The organism is Parasediminibacterium schistidii (assembly GCF_046546515.1).
Taxonomy (GTDB): Bacteria; Bacteroidota; Bacteroidia; order Chitinophagales; family Chitinophagaceae; genus Parasediminibacterium.
On the sequence record NZ_JBKHKJ010000020.1, the window covers coordinates 25,459 to 41,170 of the forward strand.

Annotated in this window: 12 protein-coding genes and 1 pseudogene; 6 read left to right on the forward strand and 7 right to left on the reverse strand. The window is 41.7% G+C overall.

Features of this window, described 5'->3' with window-relative positions; genetic code table 11:
- Positions 1-271: 271 nt before the first annotated feature.
- On the forward strand, positions 272-1,600 hold the full coding sequence (locus ACHFIY_RS12305; protein WP_410846399.1) for a DEAD/DEAH box helicase: 1,329 nt from the start codon (positions 272-274) through the stop codon (positions 1,598-1,600).
- A gap of 8 nt (positions 1,601-1,608) precedes the next feature.
- Here the strand turns inward: ACHFIY_RS12305 and ACHFIY_RS12310 are convergent, their stop codons facing one another.
- The 3 genes from ACHFIY_RS12310 to ACHFIY_RS12320 all read right to left on the reverse strand — a co-directional run bounded on the left by ACHFIY_RS12310 (position 1,609) and on the right by ACHFIY_RS12320 (position 5,256).
- On the reverse strand, positions 1,609-1,812 hold the full coding sequence (locus ACHFIY_RS12310) for a hypothetical protein (protein WP_410846400.1): 204 nt from the start codon (positions 1,810-1,812) through the stop codon (positions 1,609-1,611).
- Positions 1,813-1,928: 116 nt separating this feature from the next.
- A complete protein-coding gene (locus ACHFIY_RS12315) occupies positions 1,929-3,818 on the reverse strand; it encodes an ABC-F family ATP-binding cassette domain-containing protein (RefSeq protein WP_410846401.1) in 1,890 nt (629 codons plus the stop codon).
- A gap of 103 nt (positions 3,819-3,921) precedes the next feature.
- The gene (locus ACHFIY_RS12320; protein WP_410846402.1) at positions 3,922-5,256 is read right to left on the reverse strand and encodes a dihydroorotase; all 1,335 of its coding nucleotides are present in this window, start codon (positions 5,254-5,256) and stop codon (positions 3,922-3,924) included.
- A gap of 104 nt (positions 5,257-5,360) precedes the next feature.
- Here ACHFIY_RS12320 and ACHFIY_RS12325 point away from each other — a divergent pair, with 104 nt between their 5' ends.
- From ACHFIY_RS12325 to ACHFIY_RS12340, 4 genes are all read left to right on the forward strand, one after another.
- Complete coding sequence (locus ACHFIY_RS12325; protein ID WP_410846403.1) at positions 5,361-7,094, forward strand: hypothetical protein; 1,734 nt, start codon at positions 5,361-5,363, stop codon at positions 7,092-7,094.
- A 173-nt stretch (positions 7,095-7,267) separates the two neighbouring features.
- Positions 7,268-8,293 (forward strand): rod shape-determining protein, encoded by a 1,026-nt coding sequence (locus ACHFIY_RS12330; protein ID WP_410846404.1) that lies wholly within the window; start codon positions 7,268-7,270, stop codon positions 8,291-8,293.
- A gap of 68 nt (positions 8,294-8,361) precedes the next feature.
- Positions 8,362-9,216: a rod shape-determining protein MreC gene (gene mreC / locus ACHFIY_RS12335; RefSeq protein ID WP_410846405.1), complete on the forward strand. Its 855-nt coding sequence runs from the start codon at positions 8,362-8,364 to the stop codon at positions 9,214-9,216.
- Positions 9,209-9,742 carry a rod shape-determining protein MreD gene (locus ACHFIY_RS12340; RefSeq protein WP_410846406.1) on the forward strand — a complete coding sequence of 178 codons (534 nt, stop codon included), beginning with the start codon at positions 9,209-9,211 and terminating at the stop codon, positions 9,740-9,742. The genes mreC and ACHFIY_RS12340 overlap by 8 nt, the downstream gene beginning before the upstream one ends.
- Positions 9,743-10,114: 372 nt before the next feature.
- Here ACHFIY_RS12340 and ACHFIY_RS12345 read toward each other — a convergent pair whose 3' ends face one another.
- The gene (locus ACHFIY_RS12345) at positions 10,115-10,780 is read right to left on the reverse strand and encodes a YggS family pyridoxal phosphate-dependent enzyme (RefSeq protein WP_410846407.1); all 666 of its coding nucleotides are present in this window, start codon (positions 10,778-10,780) and stop codon (positions 10,115-10,117) included.
- Between the two features lie 494 nt (positions 10,781-11,274).
- Between ACHFIY_RS12345 and ACHFIY_RS12350 the strand changes: the two are divergent.
- Positions 11,275-11,397: pseudogene (locus ACHFIY_RS12350) on the forward strand (putative polyvalent protein kinase domain-containing protein); the annotation flags it as partial.
- Here the strand turns inward: ACHFIY_RS12350 and smc are convergent.
- The 3 genes from smc to ACHFIY_RS12365 all read right to left on the reverse strand — a co-directional run bounded on the left by smc (position 11,394) and on the right by ACHFIY_RS12365 (position 15,701).
- A complete protein-coding gene (smc, locus tag ACHFIY_RS12355) occupies positions 11,394-14,915 on the reverse strand; it encodes a chromosome segregation protein SMC (RefSeq protein WP_410846408.1) in 3,522 nt (1,173 codons plus the stop codon). The pseudogene ACHFIY_RS12350 and the gene smc sit on opposite strands and share 4 nt — an antisense overlap.
- Positions 14,916-15,089: 174 nt before the next feature.
- Positions 15,090-15,305 carry a hypothetical protein gene (locus tag ACHFIY_RS12360; protein WP_410846409.1) on the reverse strand — a complete coding sequence of 72 codons (216 nt, stop codon included), beginning with the start codon at positions 15,303-15,305 and terminating at the stop codon, positions 15,090-15,092.
- Positions 15,306-15,404: 99 nt separating this feature from the next.
- Positions 15,405-15,701, reverse strand: coding sequence for a hypothetical protein (locus ACHFIY_RS12365; RefSeq protein ID WP_410846410.1), 297 nt, complete (start codon positions 15,699-15,701; stop codon positions 15,405-15,407).
- Between the last annotated feature and the right edge of the window lie 11 nt (positions 15,702-15,712).

Below are 15,712 nucleotides of genomic sequence, written 5' to 3' on the forward strand. Positions count from 1 at the left end.
CAAATAGTCGCTTGGTCTTCGCATTCCCTCCTTTCTGGGGTGTGAGGTGAGGTCGGGATTTAGTGTGGGGTTTTCACAATCAAATAGTAAAACTTCTTCTAAATGAAAAAGGCCAATGAAAAGCAAAGATCTGATATGCACCCCATCAATCTTCTTCTTTTCCTTTTCTTATTTCCCTTAATTTTTTGAGCTTTTTTATGATTTCGTGCCTTGGTGGCAGATTAATCAAACTTGCACTTGAGTAGTAACAAGTTTCGTAGCTTTGCAGCAAATGCAACAAACAAATTTTTCAATAAGCACAGTACTTTCTAACTTAAATATAGATGCTCTGAACGAGATGCAACAAGCATCTATCAACGCCAATGCCGACCATGACAACATAGTTCTGCTATCTGCCACAGGATCTGGCAAAACGCTGGCGTTTTTATTGCCAGTATTGCAATTGTTGGATATAGGGAACAAAAACACACAGGCTTTAATTATTGTGCCTTCCCGGGAACTGGCACAGCAGATAGAAGAAGTGTTTAAGCAAATGGGCACAGGCTTAAAGATAACTAGTTGCTATGGAGGCCACAAGCGCGAAACAGAAGAAAACAACCTGATACAGCCGCCTGCTTTGATAGTGGGTACACCCGGCAGGTTAGCAGACCATATACGAAGGGGAAGCATAACCGTTGACAGCATAACCACATTGGTGCTGGACGAATTTGATAAATCGCTAGAACTAGGCTTCCAAGAAGAAGTATCGTTTATTGTTAGCAGTTTGCCATTCATCAAAAAGCGGATACTTACTTCTGCCACAGAAGCGGTGCAGATACCTGCTTTTATTGGCTTGGAGAATGCCATACACCTCAATTTTTTACCCGAGGAAAAAGACAGCAGCAACAAACTGATAGTGCAGAAAGTAATTTCTGCAGATAAGGACAAGGTAGAAGCCTTGTTTAAATTGATTTGCTTCTTGGGCAACCGCTCTACCATTGTATTCTGCAACCACCGGGAAGCAGTGAACCGCACGAGTGATTTACTTGCTAAGATGGGCATACCCAACGAGTTTTACCACGGTGCATTGGAGCAGCAGGAGCGGGACAGTGCCTTATGCAAATTCAGGAATGGCAGTACTAACGTGCTGGTAACTACAGATTTAGCATCCCGTGGGCTGGATATACCCAATATCCGCTACATTATCCACTACCACCTCCCAGGCTCGGAAGATATTTTTGTGCACCGCAATGGCCGTACGGCCAGGATGGAAGCAAGCGGCACTGCCATATTATTGCTATCCACCATAGAAAAGCTGCCCGATTTTATAGACCGCAATATTGAAGAACTAGCAGTGCCCGAAAAAAGTCCATTACCCGAAAAGCCAAAATGGAGCACTTTGTTTATAGCCGCCGGCAAGAAAGACAAGGTAAATAAAATAGATATTGTAGGCTTTTTATCGAACAAAGGGCAGTTAAAAAAAGAAGACATTGGCCTGATAGAAGTAAAGGACTTTTTCTCTTTTGTGGCCATCCGCAAAAACAAAGTAGGCGAAACCTTGCAACTGATAAGGGACGAGAAAATTAAGAACAAGAAGGTAAAGATTGAAGTGGCGAAGTAGAGGGTATATTACACCGCATTATAAAAAGCAAATTCTGGGGATATATCATAATCCCAAATTACCACCTTGCCATACACATTTGTTTTGATGATTTTGTCCCAGACTATTTCGCCCATTTCCCCAATCCTTGCTTTGCTGAATACCTGATTAGCTAGCAATTGCTCAATGCCATTTAAGTTTTTATGGTTTTGTATAAGAGGGTAAACATCCAATTTTTGGTAATGCCATTGTTAAACATACAAATTAGGGAATAGGGAGTATTATTTTCTATAGTTGTTACTTTAAGCATTATTGAAAAATCGGTTTATTTTTTCTTATCCCCAAGTCTTTACACCCCCTCACTCAATTCCAGCCACCTAATCTCTTTCGATTCCAATTCCTTGCCAATGGCTATCAAGCGGTCGCTTAGTTTTTGTAGTTCGTCAAAAGGCAGGTTACCAGTACTCATTTGGGTGGTAATGGTGGCTTTTTCTGTTTCTAGCTGTGCAATTGCTTTCTCGGCTTGCTCAAGTTCCTGCTTTTCCTTAAAAGACAATTTTCTTATAGGTTTATCCGTTGCAGTTGCTGCTGTTTCTACAGGTTTTGGTGCAACAGGCGTGCTGGTTATTGCACTTCCCCGCTTTTCATTTTCCTTTTCCTCTATCCTGTACTGCGTATAGTTGCCAGGGAAATCCCTAACGATGCCATCACCCTCAAACACAAACAAATGATCTACCAGCCTGTCCATAAAGTAACGGTCGTGGCTTACAATTAGCACGCAGCCTTGGTAATCGTTCAAAAACCTTTCAAGCACGGCAAGGGTGGGCAAATCCAAATCGTTGGTAGGCTCATCCAGTATTAAGAAATTGGGGTTGGTAAACAAGATGGTAAGCAGTTGCAAACGCTTTTTCTCCCCCCCGCTTAGTGAATTAAGATAGGTATATTGCTTTTCTGGCGTAAACAAAAACAGTTCCAAGAACTGTGCGGCAGTCAAGCTGCCACCGTTGGCCAATGGAAAGTTCTCGGCAAATGTTTTTACATATTCTATCACCCGTACATTCTCTTTGATCACAAGCCCCTGCTGCGAGAAATTGCCAAATATGATGGTTTCCCCAACGTTTATTTTACCACTGTCTGGCTTTTCCAAGCCTTGTAGTATATTCAGGAAGGTTGATTTTCCTACCCCATTCTTGCCTATTACCCCAATGCGTTCACCCTTGCTAAAAGTATAGTCAAACCCCTTCAAAATGGGCAAATCACCATAGCTTTTATATACTTTCTTTGCTTCTAGTACCTTGCCGCCCATACGGCTCATTTTTACCTGCAACTGTACTTGGTTGTCTTCTATTTTTTGCTTGGCACGGGCTTCTACTTCATAAAAATTATCTTGGCGGCTTTTGCTTTTGGTAGTCCTGGCTTTGGGTTGCTTCCGCATCCACTCAAGTTCTTTCCTAAATTCATTTTTGGCCTTGTCTATGCTTGCTAGCTCGCTTTCTATACGGGCAGCTTTTTTCTCTACATAGTTTTCATAATCGCCTACATAAGTGTACATGTTTTCCCTTTCCAATTCCCATATTTCGGTACATACAGCATCTAGGAAATAGCGGTCATGCGTTACCAGCAACAAGGTAATGCTTTCCTGTCCAAGGTAATGCTCGAGCCATTCTATCATGCCTACATCCAAGTGGTTTGTTGGTTCATCCATCATCAGCAAGGTATGCTGGTGTTCAAAACCAATGTCTATCAATGTTTTTGCCAATGCCACACGTTTGCGTTGGCCACCACTTAGGCTGCTTACTTTGTTTTGCAGGTGGTTTATGTTTAGCTTGCTGAGTATCTGGTGTACCTTGGCTTCATAGTCCCATGCACCCATTTCGTCTATTTTTCCAATGCATTCGGTTATCATTTCCGCATCGTCAACTTCCAATGCGGCTTCGTATTGCCGCATTACGCTCATGATGGGGTGGTTGCTACTGAAAATATTTTCTAGCACAGTCTTGGTCTCATCAAATTTTGGGTCTTGTTCAAACAAGGCTACCGTTACATCTTTATTAATGAATACTTTGCCTTTTTCCTGTACTTCCTGCCCTGCCAAAATCCGTAATAGGGTTGATTTGCCCACCCCGTTGCGGGCTATTAGGGCTATTTTTTCTCCTTCGTTAATGTGGAATGTAATGTTATTGAACAAGGGATTGATCCCGTAACTTTTTGTCAAGCCTTCTACCGATACATAATGCATAGCTGCAAATATAGGAGTTAGTGGTCAGTGGTCGGTCGTTAGTGATTAGTAGTCAGTCATCAGTGATCGGTAATCAGTCATAAATATAACTCATAATTCTTGACTAGAATAGCAGCCTTTCCCCTTTCACCGTTTCATCAAATCGGCCATTTTCATATACCAAATGTCCGTTCACAAAAGTATGGGTGATGCTTGCAGGCATTGTTGTGCCTTCCAAGGGGCTCCAGCCACATTTATACAAAATATTTTCTTTTGAAACAGTATAAGGTTGGTTCATATTCACTAACACCAAATCTGCCTTGTAGCCTTCCCGTATAAAGCCACGGTCTTTTATGCCAAAACAAATAGCCACATTCTGACTCATTTTTTCCACCACTTTTTCTATGGTTATTTTGCCCTGCTCCACATACATAAGCATCAAAGGCAGGCTATGCTGCACCAACGGCAAACCAGCATGTGCTTTTTCGTAAGGTTCGTTTTTTTCATCCCAAGTGTGCGGTGCATGATCGGTGGCTATCACGTCTAGCCGACTGTCAAGCAGGGCTTCCCATAAAGCGACTTTATTGTTCGGGGCTTTTATGGCGGGGTTGCATTTTATTTGGTTGCCCAGCCTTGCATAGTCGTCGCTGGTAAAATGCAGGTGGTGCACGCATACTTCAGCTGTTATCCGCTTGTCTTCCAGCGGCAGCATGTTGCCAAACAATTGCAGCTCCCTTGCTGTGGAAATATGCAGCACATGCAGGCGGGCATTGTGTTTTTTGGCCAGTTGTATGGCCTTGAAAGAAGACTCAAAACAGGCTTCCTCATTTCTTATAATTGGGTGATCTGCTGGTTCCAAAACCCCTTTCGCTGCTTTGAGTTGTTGAAAATTGGCTTTAATAATGCTTTCTTCTTCGCAATGGGTAGCTATCAACAGCTCGCTGCCGCCAAATATTTTATCCAGCACCAATGGGTTGTCAACCAATAAGTTGCCAGTGGAGCTGCCCATGAAAATTTTAATGCCGCATACTTCGTGCCTTTTGTCGTTTGTTCGCAGTACTTCCTCCAAATTATCGTTGCCTGTACCCATGAAAAACGAATAATTGGCAAGAGATGTTTGGCTGGCTATATCGTATTTGTTTTCCAATAATTCCTGCGTGAATGCCGGCGGGCTTGTATTGGGCATTTCCATGAAACTGGTAATACCTCCTGCTATGGCCGCTTTGGCTTCGGTGTAAATAGTTGCCTTGTGCGTAAGCCCAGGCTCCCGGAAATGCACTTGGTCGTCAATGCAGCCCGGCAGCAAAAACTGGTTGTTGCCGTCTATTTCTAGTGCCCTGCTTTTCAGTTGGATGGAACTGCCAATTTTTTCGATTTTTTTATCTTTAATTAATACATCTCCAAATATTTTTGCATTGTCCGAAACAATACAAGTATTTTTAATTAGGTATGTGTTCATGTTATCCTATTTTTGACAAAGCCAATGATGGCAAGGTTACGCATTTGCTTATTAAAAAACTGGTTGCTTTATTTATATTTTTTCAAAACATCAATTCATACAATATGAAATTTGCACGTTTACTACCATTACTTGCTTTTTTGTTACTTGCTACTGTTGGTTTCTCACAGTCCGATTACATTATGCTGGGTTCCCGGCAATATGATATTATTGATCGGCTTCAAATTGAACTACGCACAGATTCTATCTTAAACTTTTCTGATGTGCGCCCCTACAGCAGGAAAGTAATTACAGAACGATTTGAGTATATCAACCAACTGGCTGCCGAGGGGAAAATAACAATTTCAAAAGCAGACAAATACAATATAGACCTTTTGTTGAAAGACAATTTTGAATATACCAAGGGTTTTGACTTAAAGGATAGCATCCTTTCGCTTCAAGATGTATTTTCAAAGCCCGTTCTTACACACCCTCCTTATATCGGGGCGAAAAAAGGCGATTTTTCTTTTTATGCCACATGGTATATCGATTATACACGGGGGAAAGACAACACCAGTTCCAATTCTTTGATAAATAATTTAAGGGGCATTGCCATCAGGGGCAATATTAACAAAAATATCGGCTATTACTCTTATATTTCAGAACATCAGGAAACAGATCCAACTTATGTAAACCAGTATGTACAGAAGTTTGCTGCCGTGCCTGGCGAAGGTTTTTTTAACCCGTTCAAAGAAAACGGGTACGACCTTTTAAATGCAAGAGGCGGCATCATGTTTAAAGCCACAAAGGGCATAGACATGCAATTTGCTTATGACAAAATATTTATAGGCGATGGGTTCCGCAGCTTGATCATGAGCGATTTCAGCAACAGTCAGTTATTCTTAAAAATAAATACCAGGCTTTGGAAATTTAATTACCACATTCTTTATTCCCAATTAACAGCCACACACCCATTATCTGGAGGCAGTGTATATTCTGGCAATTATGACTATCCTAAAAAATACATGGCATTCCACCAGATTGATGTGCAAGCCAACAAGTGGCTAAACATTGGTGCATTTGAAAGCGTAATGTTTGGCAGGCAAAACGGTTTTGACCTTTCTTACCTGAACCCTATAATTTTTTACCGCGCCGTGGAAAGGCAGAATGGTAGCCCAGACAAAGTAATGATTGGGCTAAATATAAAAGCAAATCCGTTTAAAAACACACAACTGTATAGCCAAATTATAGTGAATGAGTTTTCGTTTCAGGATTTAAAGCACTATGGCAAAGGCAGCTTTGTAAACAAGCAAGGATTGCAGCTTGGGGGCAAAATGATAGATTTCCTTGGGGTTAAAAACCTGGATATACAGGCAGAAATGAATATTGTGCGTCCATTTGTTTATTCCCACTACGACTCTGTTGGTTCTTACAGCAATTACAACCAGCCATTAGCACATCCATTGGGGGCAAATTTCAGAGAATATATCGGCCTAATAAAATACCAGCCTTTAAACAAGCTGCACCTGCAGGTTAAACTCATCTACTATAAACAAGGCCTCGATTCAGCCGGCTACAATTTTGGCTCAAACATATTCCGGTACTACAGCGTAGGTAGGCCACCTACAAGTGCCACCAATAGTAGCCCAAGGTCAGAAGGCTTTTTTATAGGCAGTGGCATATTGGCCAAATGCTTTTTGGCTAATATATCGGCAAGCTATGAAATACTGCCATTTTTGTTTTTAGACGTTACCACCATTACTAGGAAGTATTCGCAGGAAAATGCCCCCGACTTCAACACTAATATTTTCAACGTTGGCATCAGGCTAAATGCACAGAAAAGGGAATTTGATTTTTAAAGAAAGAATTATATACGCCCGCCTGCCCTATCTTCGCCGCCACTATTTACTGTATACTCGCGGCTAAGCCGTTAAAATATAAACATCTTATTTAAATGGGTTGTTTATTCCATTTTATTAAGCCACTTTTGCAGTAATTCTTTCTAATTCGATTTTAAAGACTTTTTAATATAATGGCATTATTTAATTTTTTCACTCAAGAAATAGCGATTGACCTTGGAACAGCCAACACGCTGATTATACACAATGACGAGATAGTTGTAAACGAGCCTTCCATCATAGCACTAAACAGGAACAACCCTAAAGAGGTATTGGCCGTGGGCAAGCGTGCATTGCTGATGCATGAAAAAACACACGAGAGCATAAGAACTGTTCGCCCATTGAAAGACGGTGTAATTGCCGATTTTAATGCTGCCGAACTGATGATAAGGGAATTAATTAAATTGGTTTACCCCAAAAAGCCTTTGTTCCCACCAAGCTGGCGAATGCTTATCTGCATCCCATCTTCTATTACCGAGGTTGAAAAACGCGCGGTGAGGGACAGTGCAGAACAAGCTGGTGCCAAGGAAGTATATATGATACACGAGCCTATGGCAGCAGCCTTGGGCATTGGCGTAGATGTGGAAGAACCAGTTGGCAACATGATTATAGATATTGGCGGTGGCACTACTGGCATTACGGTGATTGCCCTTGCTGGTATTGTGTGCGACCAAAGCATCCGTATTGCTGGCGATGAGTTTACCGCCGATATCATGGAAGCATTGCGCAGGTATCATAGCTTACTAATAGGCGAGCGCACTGCAGAACGCATTAAAATAGAAGTGGGTGCAGCCATGAAAGATTTGGATAACCCACCGGATGACTTGGCAGTAAATGGGCGCGACTTGGTTACTGGCATACCCAAGCAAATAATGGTAAGCTACCAGGAAATAGCAGAGGCTTTGGACAAAAGCATTTTTAAAATTGAAGAAGCCATTTTAAAAGCACTGGAAGCCACACCACCCGAGCTGGCCTCTGATATTTACAAGCGTGGGCTTTACCTTACTGGTGGCGGGGCATTGCTTCGTGGGCTGGACAAACGCTTGGCTGCCAAAATAAAACTGCCTGTTCATATTGCAGACGACCCGCTTAAAAGCGTGGTGCGTGGTACAGGGCTAGGGCTTAAAAATTACCAGCGATACCCTTTTATCATGAAATAATAGTAACATATTTACTGGCAAAGCCTAAAGCGTACTTGTAGCTTTAGGTTTTACTTTTTAGTTTACACATGAAGAATATTATACTATTTATACGCAATTATTTTACGCTTATCTGTTTTGTTGCATTGCAGGTAACTTGTATTTTAATGCTGAATAAAAGTAGCAAAACGCATGAGGCCTTCTTTTCCTTTTATGGCAACGAGTTTGTAAGCAACGTAAACAAACTACACAACAATATTTTTGTTTATTTCAACCTAAGGGAAGTAAACAAGCAACTTGCAGATGAAAACAGCCGCCTGAAATACCAAGCAATTGTAAACCAAATAGTGCCAGACAATACCCATAAAATAGTTATAGACTCCACGTTAAAAGACACTAGTGGGCGGTATAGGAAATATACTTTCTTTCCCGCAGCAGTTGTGGGCAACAGTACCACATTGCAGAATAATTTCATCACTTTGGAAAGAGGATCGCTACAAGGGGTGCAACTAGGCATGAGCGTAATTGCGCCGCAAGGTGTGGTAGGCACGGTGCTGTATGTAAGCGAAAACTTCTCTATCGTGATGAGTATTTTAAACAGGAGCAGCAGGGTAAGTGCCATGCTGAAAAAAGACAACAATGCTGGCAGTATTGAGTGGAGCGGCGAAAACCCTTTGCTGCTTACACTTAAAAATATACCTAAAAGTGTAAAAGTGAATATAGGCGACACGGTAGTAACTAGCTCTTACTCGGCCAATTTCCCTTCCAATATCATGGTAGGCACTATTGCCGCAAAAACTGCCGACCAGTCCAGCAATTTTTATACCCTTAAAGTAAATGCATCTACCAGCTTTGGCAGTTTGCAGTACGTGTACCTAGTAAAAAATGTACGCTATGAGGAGCAAAAAGCATTAGAAACCAAAGTGCAAAAAACAAATGACTAGCCTGTTAAAAAATATAATCCGTTTTATTTTATTTATATTGGTACAGGTTTATGTGCTGGACAAAGTACCCCCTTTGCACCAGTTTATTGTCCCGTACCTCTACTTTTTATTTATCCTTTGGCTTCCTTTTACCATCAACCGGGTGTTGCTGCTGGCTATAGCTTTTGCGTTTGGGCTTAGCTTAGATTATTTTACTGGCACACTGGGCTTGCACGCTGCCCCCTGCGTGCTGATTGCTTACCTGCGGCCTTTTATTTTAAACTTCATCATCAGGCAAGAAAGCAACGAGCTTAGCTATACCGACCCTAGCATCAAAAGCATGGGTTTCACCTTATATGCGCTTTATGTGGCCTTGCTTACCTTTATACACCATCTTTACCTAGTTGTAATAGAGTGGCTGCAATTTGGCGATGTCTTGTATTTGCTAGGCAAGGTAATGGGTACAACAGCCATTAGTTTACTGCTTATTGGCATTACCGAGATGTTGCTGTATAGGAAAGGCACTTTTAAAACCAATGCAGGGTAAGAGAATTAGGAATTAAGAATTTCTTTTATTAACTGCAGGCGCGGGGCAGAGGTGAAAATTTATTGCAACAATTTGAAATGCCGTATGAATGGAATATTTATGAGGCTTTCTCAAAAGTCGGACTAAACTGCTTTTGATTCGGACACCTGATGGAGACTCGGGGTGGTACAGGTGATTGTAAAAGCCCTATTTTACTTTTGAGACAGCCTCTTTTAAAAATAGCATTTATCCTTTTTTACAAAAAATCTACTTTGTCCTATTCAAACATCTTTTTTTTGCAAAAAAAAGAAAACTGTTAGTATTAAGGTGTAATTTAAAGGGGTATAGGGTTTAAACAAGTATCACTATGCAGGAAACAGAGACAGGCATCACTCATTTCCTGCTTCCAAAAAGGAGGCTTCCAATCCGTACCATGTTACTGCCTTCCTCAATGGCTATTTTGTAGTCGCTGCTCATGCCCATACTTAATATAGACAATGTACAATTCCTAAACTCCAATTGTGAGTATATATCAAAAAGGCGTTTTAGTGTTTTAAATTCCCCCCTAATTTTTTCAGCATCTTCAGTAAAGCTCGCCATGCCCATCATGCCTTTAATTCGGATGTGGGTTAGGGCTTGAAGGTTGCTGGCAAACAGTTGCTGTAGTTCTGCTTCGTTAAAGCCAAACTTGGTTTCTTCCTGGGCAATATGAACCTGCAACAGGCAATCAATGGTGCGGCCTATCTTTGTTGCTTGTTTGTCTATTTCTTGTAGCAGCTTGTAACTATCTACCCCGTGTATCAAATGCACGAATGGGGCAATGTATTTTACTTTATTGCTTTGCAAATGGCCTATAAAATGCCATTGGATGTCTTTTGGCAAGATTAATTGCTTGTCTATAAGTTCCTGCACATAATTTTCGCCAAAATCCCTATGGCCTATTTGGTACAGTGCTTCTATATCTTTAATAGGTTTTGTTTTGCTTACAGCTACTAGTGTAGCATTGGCTGTCGCCAATTTTTTTATGATATATTCATATGTGTCTAAGTTTATTGCCATGATATCATGTTTTTTCGCCACAAAAGGTCAAGTTTGACTCAAAAGCCTAAGGCGCAAAGATGCACAATTGAAAAAGAAAATAATACATACGAAAAAAATTAAGTTAACCACGAAGGCATAAAAGACAAAGGAACATGAAGTAGAATATAAGTTTTAGGGCCTTACAGCCTTATTCGTTATTCACTTGTTTAAGTGATTGCACAAACTCGTAACGCCGTGAAAGTACAAAAATGGAGTGAAGCCATCAATTCATTTGGGGGCATCCAATTCGTTTCTAGCATCGGCAAGTTTATTCATAAGCAACTGTGCAGCCCTGACGCAGCCAAGGAATAGACTAGAGTCGATGGACCATTGTTGATACATTAAAACCAGATGTGCGGCGTCAGCTGAATGGAAGGAAAACAATGATTTATTCAATCAGGGGCTGCCATCAATTTATTGCAAGTAAAAGTGTTTTTATAGTTGAATGCGTTTGAAAATAAAAGAATAATGACTATTTTAATATGGAATTGGGCATTATTCTCGAAGACTTACATGATGAAAATATAATTCTAAACAACGGTGTCTTATTCTTTATTGGCACCATTTTTATTTTAACTGATTCTTTCTATCTTTAATTCAAACTCCTAAAATCTACTGGCACCAACTTACTTACTCCCGGTTCCTGCATGGTTACGCCGTAGATAACATCTACCGCACTCATGGTTTGTTTGTTGTGGGTAACGATGATAAACTGCGAGTTGTCGCTGAATTTCTTGATCATTTGGGTAAACTTGCCTACGTTGGCATCGTCTAGCGGGGCATCTACTTCGTCCAGGATACAGAAGGGAGCGGGTTTTATTAAATAGATAGCAAACAATAGAGCAGTGGCTGTAAGGGTTTTTTCCCCACCACTCAATTGGGTAATGGACGATGGGCGTTTGCCTTTTGGTTTGGCAATAATTTCAATGCCGGTTTCTGCCAGGTTTTCGGGGTTTACAAGTACCATGTCGGCGGTATCTTCTTCAGTAAACAAAGCCTTGAATACTTTTTGGAAATTCTCTCTTACGGCATTAAAAGTGTCGAGGAATTGTTGGTTGGCGGTGGCTTCCACTTCCTGTATGGTTTGCATGAGGCTGTCTTTGGCGGTAACCAAATCGTTCTTTTGCTCCAGGATAAAGTCGTACCGCTTTTTCATTTCGGTATAGGCTTCTATGGCGGTGGGGTTTACCTCGCCCATATTGTCCATGCGCTTGCGCAGGCGGTCGCTGCTGGCCTGTAATTCCTCTAGCGGGGAATCGGTAAGTCGTTCTTCATCCAATATTTTGTTCAGGTCTATTTTAAATTCCACATGCAGGCGTTCCTTCATACCCGCCAGTTGCAGTTTCAATTCATTGGTCTTGTCTTTCAAGCCATTGAGCGAAGCGTCGAGCATTTCCTTGCTTTTTACCTTTTGGCGTAGTTCGCTTTCCTTGGCTTGCAAGGTGTTCCGCATGTTGTAGAAAGCCTGGTCGGCTTCGTTCAGTTTCTTTTCCTCGTCTTCCTTGCGGTACATCAGTTGCAGCAAGGCATCTTCACTAGCCAATAAAGCTTTTGCGCCTTCGGCAATATTGGATGCAGCTTCGCCCAATTGAGCGGTATTGGTATCTATTTGAAGGTGCAGCTCGTTCAGTTGTTTTTGTTTGAACGTGAGTTCCTGTTGCAACGCATTGATTTTGCTTTGCTGGCGGGTCAACTGCAAATTGTTTTCATTGTATTGTCCAGAAGCTGCCTGATAATCCCTTTCCGCTAATTTGTAATCGCCTTCCACCAACTGCAAATCGGCAGTAGTTTGTTGCAATTGTTTGTTGAGTTGAAGCAAGGTTTCACGGGTATTGGCAATGGCTTCCTGCTCGTCTTCCAAGCGCATTTGCAAATCTTCCAACCTTTGTTGTGCAGTAGATTGTGCCGCTTGCGTATTTTCTATTTTGTTCTTAGCAGCAAAAACCTGATTGGTCAACTGGTTGATTTCGTTTTCCGTTTGGCGGATAGCGCCTTCTTTCAATTGTTGGTTATAGCCCAGCACCTGATCCTGTATGGTTTTTATTTGCGTACGCAAACCTTGTACTATGGTGTCTTGCTGCGCAATATCGGCACTTAGTTTTTCGAGGTTTTTGGCACGGCCAATTTTCTTGCCCTCAAACAAACCTACGCTACCACCCGTTAATGTATATTGCCCCTGAACATATTTGCCCGACTTTTCTAACACAATGCAATTACCATCTACATGGGAAAAAGCCGCTTCGTTTTCAGCAATAAACACATGCTGCAACAAGTAAGCCGCCAGTTGGCGGTATTGCTCATCCACCTCTATCACATCCATCGCTTTGGTGGTGTTGGAAGGTTGGGTGCAGGTATTATTGCCCGCTACAATTTTATCCAGCAAAAAGAAGTTTGCCTTCCCCTTTTTGTTGTTGTCTAGCAAGCGAATGGCTTCCATGCCTTCGGCTAGGTTGGCCACCACATAGTAATTCAGGTAAGGTTCCAGTACATTTTCAACAGCAGCCCTATAGGTTTCGTTTACATAAATAATATCCGATAGGATAGGGGCTGCGTGGTTCCAATTGGGGTTTTTGTGGAGGAACTTGATGCTTTCTGGATAGCCTTCCATGGAGTCAACAAGGCTTTTTAGCAAGGCATATTCATTGCGTTTGCTGTCCAACTTGCGGCTTTCATCTGCCAATTGGCTGCGGAAACCTTCCAGTTGCTGCTGGGAGTTGAATATATTTTGCTTGGCGGCTTCGTGTGCTTCCTGCAATTCTTGCAAGTGGCTACGCCTGTCAGTTAGTGCTTCTTCTTTGTCTGTTAACTCTACCTCTAATTGTTTTAACAGGTAAGTACGGTTTTGCTGCTCGTCCTGTAATTGTGCGGCAGAGCGTTGTATATTGTTAATGGAAGTATCTGCTACTGCCACTTTTTTCTCCGCATCAAACTGGCTTCGCTGTATGCTTTGGTATTGGCTGCGCAAGGCATCCAAGCCGCTGCGTTTTTCATCGAATATTTCCCTTTTCTCGTCAATGGCTTGCTTGGCGGCTGCTACGGCAAACTGCAAGTTTTGCAAGGTTTTGCTTTCGTCGCCTACTTGTAATTGGGTAAACTGGATGCTGTCGCCTAAATTTTTCAACTGTCCCTCTGCTTTTGACAAAAAGTCTTTCAGGCTGGTTTCTTTTTCTTGCAGGTATTTCAACTTTTGGGCAGAAAGGTTCTTTTCATTTTCCTTGGTGCGCAGGTTTTGTTGCAATTCGTTAAAGGCGGTTTGCTTGCTGTGTAGCTCCCTTTCCTTTTCTATAAAGCCCAGTTTTTCTTGTTCAAGGGCTGCTTCCTCGGTGGCTATTTCAGCTTCGAGTCGTATTTTTTTGTCGCCCTGTGTGTCTTGCTCCTCGTTTAATTGTTTATAGGTAATGTTGAAGCCTTCCAAAGAAGCTTTCGCCAATTCAACGGCTATTTCTTTGTATTCTTTTTTTATCTCAATGTATTTCTCTGCCTTTTTGGCTTGGTTTTCCAGTGTTTTCAACTGGTTGTTTATTTCAAACAACAAATCTTCAATACGGGCCAAATCCTGTTCGGTGGCATCCAGTTTTGACTTCGCTTCTTTCTTTCTGGTCTTGTAAATGGTAATACCTGCCGCTTGTTCCAGCATACGGCGGCGGCTGTTTTCCTTGTCACGAATAATATCATCCACCATGCCTAGTTCTATGATGGCATAGCTGTCTGTGCTAATGCCCGTATCAAGGAACAAATTGTGGATGTCTTTCAAGCGGCAGCTTACATCGTTCAGCTTGTACTCGCTGTCCCCATTTTTATAGAAGCGGCGGGTAACGGTAACAGTAGTAAATTCTGTGGGCAGCAGGTTACGGGTGTTCTCGAAAGTAAGGCTTACCTCTGCCAGTCCGCTGGCACTACGGGTTTTGGAGCCATTGAATACCAATGCCCCCTGGTTCTCGCTGCGCAAGGCACTGATTTTTTGCTCGCCAATTACCCAGCGGATACTATCAATAATATTGCTTTTGCCACAACCGTTGGGGCCAATGATGCCCGTGATGCCCTCATCGAACGTAAGGACAGTTTTGTCCGCAAAACTCTTGAACCCTTTTATTTCTAAACTTTTTAACCGCATGTCTTGTTTTCGCCTGCTTTTTCCTGTTGCGTGCGAACATACGGTTTTCGGCTGTTAATGTGCGAAAGTTGGCGTTGGGTGTGGAGAAAAAGGTGGGGTGGGGGTTGCCACTAATGCACGAATGGGCACGAATAGTTTTTAAGATGGTATCGAATAGTTTAAAGAATAGCTCCCTTATAACTCATGTAAAAAGTCTTTAGCAGGTGTTGTTTTTAGTTTGCCTCTCTTAAATAACTGTACTTCTTTAAGACCAGCTTTTATATTGTCTGTAATTTCTTCTTTTGAAGAGCCGTTATCCAACTCTATTTTTTTTACATATTGTAAGTTCCTTGCCAGTTCCACAAAATGGTTATACTCTTTGTCTGTGGTGTATATGGTTACATGCCTCATATTATTTACTTGCCTGTTTTTTATTAGTAGTCCTCCTGTCTGCCGTAAAATTAAGTAAAATGTAAAAGAGAGGAATCAAAATGTAAAGGTTTGTTTAGGTTACTTTGGTAGCTGCGACAGGTATTCCTGTATGGCGTAATGATATACTGTTTTGCTGGGCGGGAGTTTTTGTATATATGCTTCTTTAGCAATTGGGTCTGCAAGGATGGATTTGGCATAAGCAATTGCATCTGTGAAGGTATTGCGTTGCTTTTTTTGGTGTGTGGAGGGTTTTACATGGGACATGTCCGGGAACTTGGATATTATGGTTCGGTTACCGTATTTCTTTACCACTATTTGCTTGCCCACATGCCCTTGCATGTCTTTTAGGATGATGTTTTCGTTTGCTGTTGCCATAGTACAAAGGT